Source organism: Nocardia beijingensis NBRC 16342, from assembly GCF_001612785.1.
Classification (GTDB): Bacteria; Actinomycetota; Actinomycetes; order Mycobacteriales; family Mycobacteriaceae; genus Nocardia; species Nocardia beijingensis.
In genome coordinates, this window is sequence record NZ_BDBC01000015.1 from 114,253 (window position 1) to 128,556 (window position 14,304).

11 protein-coding genes are annotated in these 14,304 nt (G+C 67.5%); 1 reads left to right on the forward strand and 10 read right to left on the reverse strand.

The window, feature by feature from the left end; genetic code table 11:
* Positions 1-214 precede the first annotated feature (214 nt).
* The 9 genes from NB3_RS10260 to NB3_RS10300 all read right to left on the reverse strand — a co-directional run bounded on the left by NB3_RS10260 (position 215) and on the right by NB3_RS10300 (position 12,465).
* Positions 215-1,255 carry an alpha/beta hydrolase gene (locus tag NB3_RS10260; RefSeq protein WP_244891849.1) on the reverse strand — a complete coding sequence of 347 codons (1,041 nt, stop codon included), beginning with the start codon at positions 1,253-1,255 and terminating at the stop codon, positions 215-217.
* A gap of 972 nt (positions 1,256-2,227) precedes the next feature.
* Positions 2,228-3,289 (reverse strand): alpha/beta hydrolase, encoded by a 1,062-nt coding sequence (locus tag NB3_RS10265; protein WP_067800098.1) that lies wholly within the window; start codon positions 3,287-3,289, stop codon positions 2,228-2,230.
* A gap of 306 nt (positions 3,290-3,595) precedes the next feature.
* Positions 3,596-4,663 carry an alpha/beta hydrolase gene (locus tag NB3_RS10270; RefSeq protein WP_244891850.1) on the reverse strand — a complete coding sequence of 356 codons (1,068 nt, stop codon included), beginning with the start codon at positions 4,661-4,663 and terminating at the stop codon, positions 3,596-3,598.
* A 229-nt stretch (positions 4,664-4,892) separates the two neighbouring features.
* Complete coding sequence (locus NB3_RS10275; protein WP_067800104.1) at positions 4,893-6,779, reverse strand: arabinofuranosyltransferase AftB family protein; 1,887 nt, start codon at positions 6,777-6,779, stop codon at positions 4,893-4,895.
* A gap of 4 nt (positions 6,780-6,783) precedes the next feature.
* A complete protein-coding gene (locus NB3_RS10280; protein WP_067800107.1) occupies positions 6,784-7,710 on the reverse strand; it encodes a decaprenyl-phosphate phosphoribosyltransferase in 927 nt (308 codons plus the stop codon).
* Between the two features lies 1 nt (position 7,711).
* Positions 7,712-8,272, reverse strand: coding sequence for a phosphatase PAP2 family protein (locus tag NB3_RS10285; protein WP_067800444.1), 561 nt, complete (start codon positions 8,270-8,272; stop codon positions 7,712-7,714).
* Positions 8,273-8,346: 74 nt separating this feature from the next.
* Positions 8,347-10,281: a glycosyltransferase gene (locus NB3_RS10290; RefSeq protein WP_067800111.1), complete on the reverse strand. Its 1,935-nt coding sequence runs from the start codon at positions 10,279-10,281 to the stop codon at positions 8,347-8,349.
* A gap of 7 nt (positions 10,282-10,288) precedes the next feature.
* Positions 10,289-11,515 carry a UDP-galactopyranose mutase gene (glf, locus tag NB3_RS10295; RefSeq protein WP_067800116.1) on the reverse strand — a complete coding sequence of 409 codons (1,227 nt, stop codon included), beginning with the start codon at positions 11,513-11,515 and terminating at the stop codon, positions 10,289-10,291.
* 227 nt (positions 11,516-11,742) lie between these two features.
* Positions 11,743-12,465 carry an SDR family NAD(P)-dependent oxidoreductase gene (locus NB3_RS10300; RefSeq protein ID WP_067800119.1) on the reverse strand — a complete coding sequence of 241 codons (723 nt, stop codon included), beginning with the start codon at positions 12,463-12,465 and terminating at the stop codon, positions 11,743-11,745.
* A gap of 110 nt (positions 12,466-12,575) precedes the next feature.
* Between NB3_RS10300 and NB3_RS10305 the strand changes: the two genes are divergently transcribed.
* Entirely contained in the window at positions 12,576-13,208 is a 633-nt protein-coding gene (locus NB3_RS10305; protein WP_067800121.1) for a TetR/AcrR family transcriptional regulator, read from the forward strand.
* Positions 13,209-13,430: 222 nt separating this feature from the next.
* Here NB3_RS10305 and NB3_RS10310 read toward each other — a convergent pair whose 3' ends face one another.
* Complete coding sequence (locus NB3_RS10310; RefSeq protein ID WP_067800127.1) at positions 13,431-14,189, reverse strand: MerR family transcriptional regulator; 759 nt, start codon at positions 14,187-14,189, stop codon at positions 13,431-13,433.
* Between the last annotated feature and the right edge of the window lie 115 nt (positions 14,190-14,304).

Consider the following 14,304-nt stretch of genomic DNA (forward strand, 5'->3'; position numbering starts at 1 on the left):
TCGCGTGCCGAACGAGCGACGAGACGCCCGCGTATGCCACAGCTACCGCGCGTAATCCCTGCCACAAGAGCTTTGTACTCCCGTTATAGCGACGTTTACGGGAGACACGCGCTGCACAGCAAACTATGTTCGCTGCGACGCGATCGTGGCTGCCCCCGAACGCAATTCAGGCCGCACCGAATCGGTGCGGCCTGAATGCGAGAGGCGGATCAGATCACCAGGCGCCGGTGGCGTCCAGGATCATGTTGCGCGAGGCGAACAGCTCGCCCTCCCAGTACTTCCAGGAGTGGGTGCCCGCGGCCGGGAAGTCGAACCGCGCGGGGATACCCAGCGAGTTCAGGCGGGCCTGGAACGCGCGGGTGTTCACCAGCGAGAGGGCTTCCAGCGCCATCGCGTTGCCGGTGTTGAACAGGCCGACCGCCGAGTTCGGCTGGTCGAACTGGCCCGGAAGGCCGCTGGCCGCCGAGATGTACATCGGCAGGCCGCGCAGCTGCGGCGCGAACACGAACGGGTCCATCCGCAGCCACTGCGGGCTCCACGGCGCGGCCATCGCGTCGACGTTGAAGCGGCCCGCGTCCAGCATCGCGATACGGATCGCCTCGCGCATACCCGGCGCGGAGATGTTCAGGTAGCCGGAGTAGGAGGCGGCGAACTTGAACTGGTCGCGGTGGTAGGCCGCGAGCGCCAGCGCCGCGCTACCGCCCATGGACAGGCCGACGACGGCGTTGTTGGTGCGGGAGACGCCGTAGCCCTCGAGGAAGGCGGGCAGTTCCTTGGTGAGGAAGGTCTCCCACTTGTAGGTGGTCTTCTGGCCGTTGGTGTTCGACGGCGCGTACCAGTCGGTGTAGAAGCTGGACTGGCCGCCGACCGGCATCACCAGGGTGATGTTGTCGTTGGCGAACTGCTGCATCGCGTTGGTCTCGAACGACCAGGCGTTGCGGTCGTCGCGGGCGCGCAGGCCGTCGAGCAGGTACAGCGCGGCGTTGCCGCCGCGCGATGCCCACTGCACCTGGACCTTGATCGGGCCCATGCTGGAGGGGACCATCAGGTCCTCGTAGCCGCCCGCGGGCGACCGCAACACCGGCGCGTGCGCCGACGGCGCGGCGGCGGCGAGAGTCGGGGTTGCCAGACCTGCGGCGATCGGTAGCGCCAGCGCGGCGGCACCGACAGCCAGAATTCGATTACGCCAACCGCGAGGTGCGCCTCGCCGTCCCGACGGTGTTCTCTTCGGCGCGGCGGCCCTGCCGAAACGCATGAATCCTGCTCTCTTTCTGCTGTTGTGGTACCACTCGCCGCCCGAGGGGCGAAGCGGCACCCGTGTTGCCAACGAGACGCGCGTCACGGACATGGTCCCGACAATCCGATCCCCATGACGGCGCTACAACGATCTGGTCACACTTGCGCTCGCTGGACGATATTCGACGCCTCTCGCTTTAGCAAGATCCGGGTCTTTCCACTGGCCGAAATCCGTCCGTTCGCGCAAGGTAATGATGCGGTGACCTTATCGCGTTCTCGCGGTGATGTCGTGTTGGATCGCAAGATTATTCGCGCGTCTGGCGGGAACTGTCACCGACCCGAGATCTACGCAATCCAGACACCTGTCACCCGCCCCGACGGCGGCCAACCGGGGCCCTCGGACAAGAAGCGAGCCCGCCCCGACCATTGACCACACCGTGATCAGACGCGATATCTGCCGTAATAGCCACCGAGACCCTAGCGGGCAAACAATTCCGAACAGCCATAACCCCACAACAGCTATCAAGTAGCAAACATGACTGCGGCTGCCAGACCCCCGAAGCTCGCCCCCACGGCCCCCTAACTGCCCACCCCTCACTCCCCACGCCCGGCAGCTGAAACCCCCTACATTCCCCCAACCTCGACGGCAGGCAAACCAACTACCGCCCAGCAACACAACCACACAAAAGGCAAACAAAATGTCCCCGCCGACCCCAGGCGCAACCACAAAGCGCAAGATCCCCACCCCCTGAACCCCGTCGAGTGCGAGTCTTACGAGCACCGTTCGCGGCCCGGCTCGCGTCAGAGCGGACGAAGCGCATGCGCCGCAGGCGCGAGTCTCGTCCGCTCTGACGCGAGCCATAAGGGGGCCGCGAACACGCGGGGCCGGCAGGCACCGCCAAAACAACACAGCAGGCGCGAGTCTCGTCCGCTCTGACGCGAGCCATAAGGGGGCCGCGAACACGCGGCGCCGCAGGCGCCGCCAAAAGATTCAGCCGATGTTGGCCGACATATCCGGGATCATTCGCATCGCCTCGTCGGCCCAGTTGTTCCAGGCGTGGATGCCGAACGGCGGGAACGAGTAGACGGCGTTGCCGCCGCCCAGGGTCGCCATCCGGACCTGGAACGCGCGGGTGTTGGCCAGCGCGAGGGTTTCCAGCCCCATGCCGGTGAGGGTGTTGAAGCTCGGCGGGTCGCTGGCCGCGGGCAGGCCGCTGGCCGCGGCGATCCACAGGCGGGTGCCGTTGCGGATCAGGTTGGGCGCGAAGACGAAGGGGTCCATCCGCAGCCACTGCGGGCTCCACGGCGGGGCCATCGCGTCGACGTTGTAGCCGCCCGCGTCCAGCATGGCGGCGCGGATCGCCTCGCGCATGCCCGGCGCGGAGTTGTTCAGGTAGCCGGAGAACGAGCCAGCGAAGCTGAACTGGTCGGGGTGGTAGGCCGCCAGGGTGAGCGCCGCGCTGCCGCCCATCGACAAGCCGAAGGCGCCGTTGCGGTTGGGGTTGAACCCGAGCCGGTCGCGCAGCGCCCAGCGGAGGTTGTTGGTCAGGAAGGTCTCCCACTGGTACCGGTAGCTCTTGCCCGGCCCGCCCGCGAACCCGTCCAGCCCGCCGGAACCGGTGCTGGAGCCGGAGCCGGCCGGGATGCCGAAGAACTCGCTCGGCGCGATCCAGTCGGCGTAGAAGCTGGACATGCCGCCGACCGGCATGACCACGTTGATGTTCTGGCTCGCCAGCACCTGCGGGATGTTGGTCTCGATCTCCCAGCCGTTGAGCGTCTCCGGCGCGCGCATGCCGTCGAGCACGTAGACGACGCGATTGGTGTTGCCGTCGGCGGCACGCAGGATCCGGCTCTTGATCGGACCCATGCCGGAATCGACCCAGAAGTCGAAGGCCGCGGGGTCGAACGCCGCCGATGCGGTGGCGCCGGTGCCCGCGATGGTCGCCCCGAGCGGCAGCAGCATCGCCGCGGCGATGCCGAGGGCGGATCGCCGCAACCACGAACCGGCTGTTCGGGACCTCTGGGGCCTGCGCTTCCCGCGCGCACTACGCATCACATCGACCTTTCCCTCGAGCGGCCTGGCACTGGCAAACTTCTAGCGATCCCAACCGGGCCCCACATCGGGCACCGAGGCACGACGTCCACCGAGAAACGGACGAATCGACCCTGGCGCATGTTGTTCGGGTATCAATTGGAGATGAATGCCTTCATGTTGCTGGATGGTGATCCAGACCACAACTACCGAAGCCGTTTTCTCTTCATATTCGTTGCCTAAGTACCCGCGGACGACCGGCTAAACGGGCAAAAGGCCGCTCCGCGCCGATGGCGCGAAGCGGCCTTTCTCGCTCTGACCGGACTACTACCCGATGTTCGCGGACAGATCCGGGATCATCCGGTAGACCTCGTCGGCCCAGTAGTTCCAGTTGTGCACGCCCACGGCCGGGAAGTCGTAGGTGACATTGTTCGCGCCCAGGGTGAGCATCCTGACCTGGAACGCACGGGTGTTGGCCAGGGCCAGCGCTTCCAAGCCCATGGCGTTCAGCGTGTTGAAGCTGATGCCGTCCGCCCCGCTGGGCAGACCACTACCGGCGGAGACCCACAGGCGGGTGTTGTTCGCCTTCAGGCGCGGCGCGAACACGAACGGGTCCATCCGCAGCCACTGCGGGCCCCACGGCGGCGCCATCGCGTCGATGTTGTAGCCGCCCGCGTCCAGCATCGCCACGCGCAGCGCCTCACGCATGCCCGGCGCCGAGATGTTCAGGTATCCGGAGTACGAACCCGCGTAACGGAACTGGTCGGGGTGGTAGGCCGCCAAGGTGAGCGCGGCGCTGCCGCCCATGGAAAGGCCGAAGACGCCGTTGCCGTTCGGGTTGAACCCGAGGCGGTCGCGCAGCGCCCAGCGAAGGTTGTTGGTGAGGAAGGTTTCCCACTTGTAGGTACTGGTCTTGCCCGGCCCGCCCGCGGAACCGGTGAGCAGGCCGGAGCCGGAGTTCGCCGAACCGGTGGAGGACGAGCCCGCGCTGCCGAGGCCGAAGAAGTCGCTCGGGCCGTTCCAGTCCGCGTAGAAGCTGGACTGCCCGCCGACCGGCATGACGACGTTGATGTTCCATTTGGTCAGCTCGCGCGCGACCTCGGTGTCGATCTCCCAGCCGCTCAGGTCGGTGCGCGCCCGCATGCCGTCCAGCGCGTACACCACCCGGCCGGTGTTGCCGTCGGCGGCGCGGAAGATGCGGGACTTGATCGGCCCCATTTCGGAGTCGACCCAGAAGTCGAAACCATCCGGATTGAACGCGGCGGAAGCCGGGGCGGCAGGGCCTGCCACCGACACCCCGAGCGGTAGCAGAACGGCCAGCGATACCAGCATGGACCGCTTGAGCCAAGAACCTGCTCTTCGAGAATTAAGACGACGCCCGATCACGCCTCGCATCAGTTTCAACCTTTCGTTTGCACAGCGACAGCGGCAAGCCGTCCACACGGTAACCCGCCCATGCCCACGACCGGTGGACGCCAGGCCGGGCATAGGGTCGTAGCGTATATCGGTATCGACACGGTGGCGTTACCAAAAAGAGATAAAGCGGCGTACGCCACTCTCTCTACCTCGAAAAATGAGACCACTGGGCCCACCGTTCCTGATGGGCCCAGTGTGATTCACGGGATCAGCGCTGCGCGACCAGTTGCGGGAATGGATCTTCCAGTCCGCACCGCTGGATCTCGTACTTCGGCACCCGGTCGATGCGGTACTTCGCGAATCGCAGCGCGTTGCGCAGGTTGTGCCGGAAACGCTCGAAGGTGAGCGGATCGCGGTAGGAGATCAACAGCGCCTGGGTGTCGGGGCAGGACATCGCGGTCCGCGCCTGGGTAACCCACTTCTCGTCCAGGTACCAGGGCATCCACGGTTTCTTGTCCACCATGCCGGTGTCGACGATGACCCAGTCCGGGAACAGGCTCTTGTCGTGGCCGATGCGGCCGTCGGTGAGCCGGTCGGTGTGCGCGGCCAGCGGATAGGCCAGGCCCATCGGATCGATCACGGGCACGTCCAGCGGGACGTTCATGCTGGTCATGCCGAGATTCAGGAAGTAGACCGTGTGCCCGGCGCCGCCGGCCGGAATCGGCTGGGGCGGGGGCGCGACGTACCAGAACATGAACGACGGCGAATTGAGCAGCAGCCCGCCGTCCGGGGTGTTGGTGATGTCGTCGACCATCGCGCGGATGCGCGGGTAATCCAGGTAGTCCTCGGCCAGGATCGGATGGTCGTGCCCGGTGTTGAGCACGTAGTAGACGCGCTCGTCGACGATGCCGGTGGAGGTGATCTTGGTGCCGGTCTTGATCGCGGTGGTGTTGGCCGCGAACAACGCCCAGCCCGCGACGCCGGCGAACGCCACGGCGAGCGCCGCCAAGGACCAGTCGGCGGCGGTGGCCGCGCGCACACCGCCCTGGGGCGCCCGGATCGGCAGGACCGCGACCGGGAGCAGGAACAGGAACAGCTGGGGAAGCAGCATGCGGCCGTGCATGAAGTCGCCGCCGACCCGAAGCGCGTAAACGGTCAGGATGAACCCGCTGAACAGGACCAAGGCGACCACCGCGCCCGGTGATTGCAGCCACTCCCGAATCCGGTCGATCGACCAGCCGCGCGCTTCTGCGGACTCGGCGCCCGCCGTCCTGGCCGCCCCCGTGCGCGCGGCGAGCACGCCGGCGATCAGCAGCACCAGCAGCGGCGCCCACAGGAAGTACGGACCGACGAGATCCCACAGGTAGGTGAAGCCCTGCCCCCACTTGGCGCCGCCCGCGTCCTTCGCGACGGCGGTGTTCGGGTAGGGCAGGCCGTAGTAGCCCATCCGCCAGATCTGGTAGCCCAGCGGCACCAGTCCGGCCACCGCGACGATCACCGCGCGCAGCACGATCGGCCGCAGCCTGCTCTCCGGCATGGGGGCGCAGAAGATCATCAGCAGCGCGAGCGCGCCGACCAGCGTCATCTCGGGACGGATCAGGGGGGCCAGCCCGGCGAGGAAGACCAGTCCGAGCAGGCCGGGCAGGCGCACCGACTTGGCCTGGCTCCAGCGCATCAGCTGCCACCACAGCAGGCCGATCCAGCAGATCACCAGGCCGCTTTCCAGACCGGAGGTGGCGTAGTCGCGGGCCGGGGGCAGCGCGATGTAGACCAGCACGCCCGCGGGCAGCAGCAGCCCGGTGCTGGTCCCGCCCCACAACCGGGCCGAGCCGAGCATGGCGAACACCACCGCGGCCAGTGACACCGTGAGCGCGACGCCGAGCACCACGTACTCGAGCCGCGCTTGGGTCAGCCAGCTGAAGAACCAGACCAGGTAGGTCCACGCGGTGCTGGTGTTGGTTTCGACCCGCTCGCCCTGGTTGAAGACGGGGCCGTTGCCCGCGAGCAGGTTGCGCACGGTGCGCAACACGATGAGACCGTCGTCGGCGATCCACCGCCGCTGCCAGCCCCCGACCGCGAAAAGAACAACGGTGAGCGTGATCCCACCGACGAACGTGGCTTTGGACAGACGCGGGGACCGCTCCGCTACCAGCATCTCGTCAGGTGAGATAGACAGCGACACCTACCGCTCCGATCCAGGCGATTGCGAGCAGCTGCAGGACGCGGTCCCCCAGCGCGATCTCTTCCGGCTCCCCGGCCTCGCCCCCGTCGACGTCGACCGCGTAACGGAGGATCGCGACGGTGAACGGGATCATCGAGATCGCGAACCAGTTGGTGTCCTTGATGCCGTCCTGCTGGAACGCCCACAACCCGTAGAACACCACCACCGCCGTCGCGGCCAGCGTCCAGATGAAGCGCAGGTAGGTGGGCGTGTAGTACTCCAGGGACTTGCGGATCTTCGCGCCGGTGCCCAGCGCGATCTGCAGCTCCGCGTAACGCTTGCCCGCCGCCATGAACAGCGAGCCGAAGGCCATGATCAGCAGGAACCACTGCGACAGCTCGATGTCGGCCGCCGCGCCACCGGCCACGGCGCGCAGCAGGAAGCCGGAGGACACGATGCAGATGTCCAGCACGGCTTGGTGCTTGAGCCCGAAGCAGTAGGCCAGCTGGATGCCGATGTAGACCGCCATCACCACGGCGAGCTGCCACGACGCGAGGAACGATCCCGCGATCGACCCGGCCAGCAGCGTCGCCGACAGCAGGTAGGCCAGGTTCACCGGGACGACGCCTGCGGCGATCGGCCGGAAACGCTTGGTCGGGTGCGCCCGGTCGGCCTCCACGTCGAGCGCGTCGTTCACCAGGTAGATGCCCGAGGCGGCCATGCAGAACATCACGAAGGCGATGCCGACGTGCGCGAGCACGTCGACGTCGGTGGCCGTTCCCGCGGCCAGCGGCGCGGCGAGCACCAAGACGTTCTTGACCCACTGCCGCGGACGGACGGCCTTGAACAGACCGCCGGCCAGCGTCTTGGGCGGGCCCTTGACTACCGCCTCGGCCAGGTCGGCGCCGGTCGGCTCTTCACTCATGTCAACGAAGGCTCTTTCTTGTGCGGTCACTGTCGAGTCTCTTTTCGGCGGCGAGCAGGGCGGCGGCGGACGCGGCGCCGAGCGCGGAACCGGCGAGCACGTCGGTGGGGTAGTGCACCCCGAGGACCACCCGCGAAAGCAGCATCGGGGGGACGAGCACCGCAGGCAAGGGTAGCCCGGTCAATCTGCCGAGCAACACGGCCGCTGCCGTCGTCGAGGTCGCGTGCGAGGACGGGAAACTGAGTTTGCTGGGCGTCCCCACGTTGACCTGCACCGACGGGTCGTTCGGCCGCGGGCGGCGGACGACGCGCTTGATGACGATCGACGCCGCGTGCGCGCCGACCGCGCCGACGGCGACCCCGGCCCACTGTCTGCGCCGCGGCTTGTCCACCAGCCAGCCCGCGGCGGCGATGCCGACCCAGCCGAGCGCGTGCTCGCCGAAGTGCGACAGGCCGCGCGCCGCCGACACCACGGCGGGCTTGCCGCCCAGGGTGGCTTGCACGGCGTTGATGATCGCGACCTCCGGCGGCGTCTGTCCGGCCGCGGGCGGGTGCGCGGACACCGGGCCGCCGTGGCCGTTGGCGCTGTGCGGCGGCGGCTGCACCACCGCGTCGTCGGCGGCGCTCGCTCCGAGACTCACTGCTGCCCATCCTTCGTGTCGATGCCGAAGACCTTCTCCCAAGCCGCGGTGCTGGTCAGCTCCGGGTGGGCGGCGCGGTAGCGCTGCTGCATCTCCGGGAAGCGGGCGGCCAGCTCCTTGCGCAGGCGCATGGCCTCCTTGAACAGGCCGAGCGCCTGGCGCGGGTCGCGCTTGCGGTAGACGACGCCGCGACCGTCGGCCGTGGTGACGGTGACGCCGTCGACCTGCGAGAGCAGGAACCAGCGCGCGTCCAGCGTCGGCACGTTCAGCTGCGGGGTCTCGTGGTGCTCGGTGCGCGCGGGGCGGAAGTTGTGCACCACGCCCTTGGCCAGCCGGGCCACCTTGGCGATCGGATTGGCCGGCTCGCCGACCGCGCCGACGTCGATGTGGCTGGCCAGCGGCAGTTCGGTGGACGAGGGCAGGATCACCGCGTCCGGATACTGCTTGCGCAGCTCGTGCACCGCGCCCAGCGCGCTGGGCAGTAGCTGGAACAGCCGTTCCGGGCCTGCGAGGAAGTCGCGGATGGCGAGGTTCTGGATCGCGACCGTCGAGTACTCCAGGCACAGCAGATGCTTCAGCGTCGCCTTGATCGTGTTGACGACCATGCCGCGCCCGTTGCCAGGCAGGTGCAGCGAGGCGACGACCAGGCGGTTGCGCAGGTGGAAGTACGCCTGCCAGTCGATCGCGTCGTCCTTGTCGCTCCAGGCCATGTGCCACACCGCGGCGCCGGGCAGGGTGACGGTCGGGTACCCGGCCGCGCGGGCGCGCAGGCCGTACTCCGCGTCGTCCCACTTCAGGAACAGCGGAAGCGGCTGGCCGAGCTCCTCGGCGACGCGCCGCGGGATGACGCAGGTCCACCAGCCGTTGAAGTCGACGTCGATGCGCCGGTGCAGCAGCTTGGAGTTGTCCCGGTCCTTGAGCGGGTACTTCGAGAAATCGTGGTCGTACTCGACGTTCGGCGCGGCGGTCCACATGAAGATGCCGCGGTCGACCACTTCGCCCATGACGTGCAGGTGCGAGCGCTCCTGCAGATTGAGCATCTGGCCGCCGACCAGCACCGGCGACTTCGCGAAGCGGGCGAAGGCCAGCGCGCGCAGGATCGAGTCGGGCTCGATCTCGATGTCGTCGTCCATGTAGACGATGTACTCGGCGTCGGTGGTCTTCAGCGCCTCGTACATGACCCGGCTGTAGCCGCCGGACCCGCCGAGGTTGGGCTGGTCGTGGATGGACAGGCGATCCCCGAGCGCGGCCGCCGATTCGGCGAAGCCGGGTTCGTCGACGACCTTCTTCGTGCCCTGGTCCGGGATGATGACCGCCTGGATCTTCTCCAGCACCAGCGGATCGGAACCGAGGGCGGCGAGGGTCTTCACCGCGTCGGTGGGCCGGTTGAAGGTGGGCATGCCGACCGCGATGCTGCCATCGCCGGGCGCCTCGACCGGCGCGTACCAGCCGCCGGACAGCAGCGTGACCGCCGTGTCGGTGGTGATGTCGAACCAGATCCAGCCGCCGTCCTCGAACGGGCCGAGGTCGGTCTCGAATTCCACGACCACCGAGTCGGCCCCGGACGCGACCGCGAATTCCTTGCCCTGCACGTGGATTCGCGAGCCGTCCGCCTTGGAGCGGTAGACGTCCACGCGGCCGTGCCCGGCCAGTTCCAGCCGCAGCACCACCGACGACAGGACGCTCCAGCGCCGCCAGTAGCTCGCGGGCAGCGCGTTGAAGTAGGTGCAGAAGGAGACCTCGGACTCCGCGCCGATCGACAGCGAGGTACGGGTGGTGGCGTGCGCGCGCCTGGCGTTGGTCGCCGATTCCTCGACGTAGAGCGTGCGCACGTCCAGCGGCTCACCCGGCCTGGGCAGGATGATGCGCTGCAACAGCGACTTCGCGCGGGTTTCGGTGGTCATGTCTTCCAGAATGGATTGGGAGGTCATCGCGCTCCTACGCCTCCTGATCGACCAGCGGCGCGCCGTCGGCCAAGTGCGGGCGCAGCACGTTGTCGAACATGCTCAGCGCGCTGCCGATCGCCATGTGCATATCCAGATACTGATAGGTGCCGAGACGGCCGCCGAAGACGACCTTCGCGGCGGCGGTCTCCTGCTTGGCCAGCTCACGGTAGGCCAGCAGTTTCGCCCGGTCCTCCGGTGTGTTGATCGGGTAGTACGGCTCGTCGCCGGTCTGGGCGAACCGGGAGTATTCCCGCATGATCACCGTCTTGTCGGCGGGGTAGTCGCGCTCGGGGTGGAAGTGGCGCGGCTCGATGATGCGGGTGTAGGGCACGTCCGCGTCGTTGTAGTTCATCACCGAGGTGCCCTGGAAGTCGCCGACCGGCAGCACCTCGGTCTCGAAATCGATGGTGCGCCAGCCCAGCTCGCCTTCGCGGTAGTCGAAGTAACGGTCCAGCGGGCCGGTGTAGACGACCGGCGCGTCCGGGCTCTCCGCGCGTACCTGCTCGCGCACCTCGAACCAGTCGGTGTTCAGGCGCACCTCGATCAGGTCGGAGGCGGCCATGTTCTCCAGCCACTTCGTGTAGCCCTCGCGGGGCAGGCCCTCGTAGGTGTCGTTGAAGTAGCGGTTGTCGAAGGTGTAGCGCACCGGGAGCCGGGTGATGTTGCCCGCGGGCAGCTCCTTCGGGTCCGTCTGCCACTGCTTGGCGGTGTAGTCGCGCACGAACGCCTCGTAGAGCGGGCGGCCGATCAGCGAGATGGCCTTCTCCTCGAGGTTCTGCGCGTCCTTGGTCTCGATCTCCGAGGCCTGCTCCGCGATCAGCGCCCGCGCCTCTTCCGGCGAGAAGTAGCGGCCGAAGAACTGGGAGACCAGGCCGAGACCCATCGGGAACTGGTAGGCCTGCCCCTTGTGCATCGCGAAGACCCGGTGCTGGTAACCGGTGAACTCGGTGAACTGGGTGACGTAGTCCCAGACCCGCTTGTTCGACGTGTGGAAAAGGTGCGCGCCGTACTTGTGGATCTCGATCCCGGTCTCCGGATCCGGCTCGGAGTAGGCATTGCCACCGATGTGGTGGCGCCGTTCGATCACCAGAACCCGTTTACCCAGCACGGTGGCGGCGCGTTCGGCAACGGTCAGCCCGAAGAATCCGGAGCCGACGACGATCAGATCGAACTGTGAGGCGGAATGGACGGAGGTACCCGGGGACGATGCGACGGTCACGGGAGCCCAGAGTATCGGAAGTCCCCGCCGTGTCCTGGTGGAGTCGGAACTGTGCTGAGCGGCACCGCTGCGCGACCCCGATTTCACGCCCCTGACCTGGAAATTTCGCCGGAAGTTTGCCGGAATGGGCTTCTCCGGCAACCGACAGGTTGTGCACTGCCGCGGCCGGATGATCGCGCACGACTGCGGATGGCCCCGTCCGGTGCGCGATCAAGGGGTCTTCGGGTTCAGGCCGGGAAACCGACGTCGAGTTCCACCTCGTCCCGCTCGGTGTACAGCCGCCAGTAGTGGTCGCCGAGTTCGGCGCCGCTCATCCGGACGATCTCCAGCCCCGCCGGGATCACCTCCGGATTCTCGTCGATGATCTGCGCGGCCTTGCTGCCGTCGATCAGCGCGCCGATGTTGAGCAATCCGACGTAGACGCCGGTCCCGCGCAATTCGACCGCGAGCTGGCGCAGGTATCCGCGCTGAGCGGCCAGCGCGATGCCGAAATTGGCCAGGTAGGGCGCCACGAAGTGCTCGGAGGAGCCCGAGGAGAACAGCAGCGCGCCGTCGCCGCGCTCCACCATCTTCGGTGCCAGCGCCCGCGTCACCAGGATCGGTGAGTGCAGTTTCAGCGCGATCGGCGCGTCGAGGGACGGGATGTCCACCTCCAGGGTGGAAGGCAGCCGGTCGCTCATGTTGCCCGCCGCGCCGTGCATGGCCACGTCGATCGGCCCGAACGTCGCCTCGATCTTCTCGATCACGCCGGTGACCTGCGCGGCGACAGTGACGTCCGCGGGGAAGGCCGCGGCCTCGATGCCTTCGGCCGTCAACTCCTCCGCGTGCCGCCGCGCCTTTTCGGGATCCCGGCCGATGACGGCCACCCGGAATCCTTCGCGCCCGAATCGGCGTCCTGTGCCGACGCCGAGGCCGGGTCCGTACCCGAAGATCGCGATGGTCTTGGACATTGCCACTCCTGATTAAGTTGAGAGATGGTTCAAGTTATGCGGCCGACAGTAGCATTAACTTGAACCCATGCTCAACATATGGGCGCCTGCCTGATTTGTAGGATCGGCCCGTGGACAAGCCGTTACGCAGCGATGCCCAACGCAATCGGGACGCGCTCGTGACCGCCGCCCGCGCCGTCTTCGAGGAACGCGGTCTCGACGCGCCGCTGAAAGAGATCGCCGCCCGCGCCGGGGTCGCCATCGGCACGCTCTACAACCGCTTCCCCACCCGCGACGACCTCATCGCGGCCGCGGTCGAGGATCGGATCGAAGCGGGCAGCCGCATCGCCGAGGACGCGCTGGCCATCGAGGACCCCTGGGAATCGTTCGTCTACCTGGTGGAGCAGGTATGCGCGCTGCAAGCCGCCGACCGGCTGCTCAGCGAACTGGCCGTGCGCGCCGCGCCCAGTCGCGCCATCGCGCGGGCCCAGGAGTACGGCCACGGCCTGATGCGCCGGATCATCACCCGGGCACAGGAAGCCGGAGTCCTGCGCGCCGACTGGGTGCTCGAGGACATCGCCTTCATCACCTGGTCACACACCCGAATCGTCGAGGCGACCGCTCACATCGCCCCCGAAGCATGGCGTCGCCACCTCGGCCTGATACTCGACGGCCTGCGCGCGGAGGCCGCCCACCCGCTTCCGGTGCCCCCGATCACGGAGGACCAGTTGATGCACGCGCTCGGGCGCGACGGCGAGAGTTGACCGTGCTGAAAGCGTAGGCGGATGTCGCCTTCGCCGAACACTCAGTGATGCGGCCCCGGCGGCGCCGCCGGGGGACTTGTCTCGCATCGAACCTTACCGCGCCGTTCGGGCGGGATCGAGACGAAAGCCGTCTTCGCACAGCGACATACCCCGATTCGGCTGATGCGGACGAACCGACGGCCGGTACGCGTTTGTGCGTACCGGCCGTCGGAGGGTTGTGTGCTACAGCCGCTGCTCGGCGTAGACCTTCATCGCGTCGCGCACGAACTCGGCGGTCCCCGCGCCGTGCACGTCGTAGTTCTGCGCGAAACGCGGGTCGGCCACGTACATCTCGCCGAGGTTGACGAACGCCTCTTTCACCACCGGACGCCCCTGCCAGCCGACGCCGATCCACTCGTAGTGGCGCTGGACGATGGCCTGCACCTCGGCGGCGTCGGGCGCGAGCCCGTTGGCGTGCGCCCTGCCGTAGTCGGCGGCGATGTCGAGATGGGTTTGCTGGAAGCTCTTCTTGTCCTTCTCGGACATCGAGCCCCACCAGCGGTCGCCCCTCTCGTAGGCCTCCTTGCCCCAGCGTTCGATCACCTCGTCCTTGTACTTCGTGTGGTCGAAGCCGTCGAAAACTTCTGCTGCCACGAGTTGTTCACCTCTTTCCGTCTTGTGCAGCGTGGTTCGCACCGACTCGATCTGCCGCCGGATCCGATCCTGTTCCTGCCGGAGCAGTTCCAGGTGCGTACGCAGCGCGGCGGCGGTTTCCTGCTCGCCGGCGAGAACATCGGCGATGACCGGAAGGCCGAGGCCGAGTTCACGCAGCAGCAGGATGCGTTGCAACCGCACGAGGGAATCCTGGTCGTAGTACCGGTAACCGTTGGCTCCGATCCGGCTGGGCGGCAACAGCCCGAGCTGCCCGTAGTGGCGCAGCGTGCGGCTGGTGGTACCGGCCGCCTTCGCCAGATCCTGGATGGACCATTCCTTCCCGCCCACGATCCTGTTTCCTTCGTGCTCTCGTCGGTGTAACCAGCTTGCAAGTTGACGCTACGTCAAGGTCAACCCCCTTATGCGATCAACGCAGGCATCGCGCCACCGCCAGGCACAGGGG

Bases quoted from the DNA above. Each gene is read 5' to 3' on its own strand.
- NB3_RS10290 (WP_067800111.1), bottom strand. From the start codon at position 10,281: ATGACCTCCCAATCCATTCTGGAAGACATGACCACCGAAACCCGCGCG.
- NB3_RS10300 (WP_067800119.1), bottom strand. From the start codon at position 12,465: ATGTCCAAGACCATCGCGATCTTCGGGTACGGACCCGGCCTCGGCGTC.
- NB3_RS10280 (WP_067800107.1), bottom strand. From the start codon at position 7,710: ATGAGTGAAGAGCCGACCGGCGCCGACCTGGCCGAGGCGGTAGTCAAG.
- NB3_RS10275 (WP_067800104.1), bottom strand. From the start codon at position 6,779: ATGCTGGTAGCGGAGCGGTCCCCGCGTCTGTCCAAAGCCACGTTCGTC.
- NB3_RS10260 (WP_244891849.1), bottom strand. From the start codon at position 1,255: ATGCGTTTCGGCAGGGCCGCCGCGCCGAAGAGAACACCGTCGGGACGG.
- NB3_RS10270 (WP_244891850.1), bottom strand. From the start codon at position 4,663: ATGCGAGGCGTGATCGGGCGTCGTCTTAATTCTCGAAGAGCAGGTTCT.
- NB3_RS10265 (WP_067800098.1), bottom strand. From the start codon at position 3,289: ATGCGTAGTGCGCGCGGGAAGCGCAGGCCCCAGAGGTCCCGAACAGCC.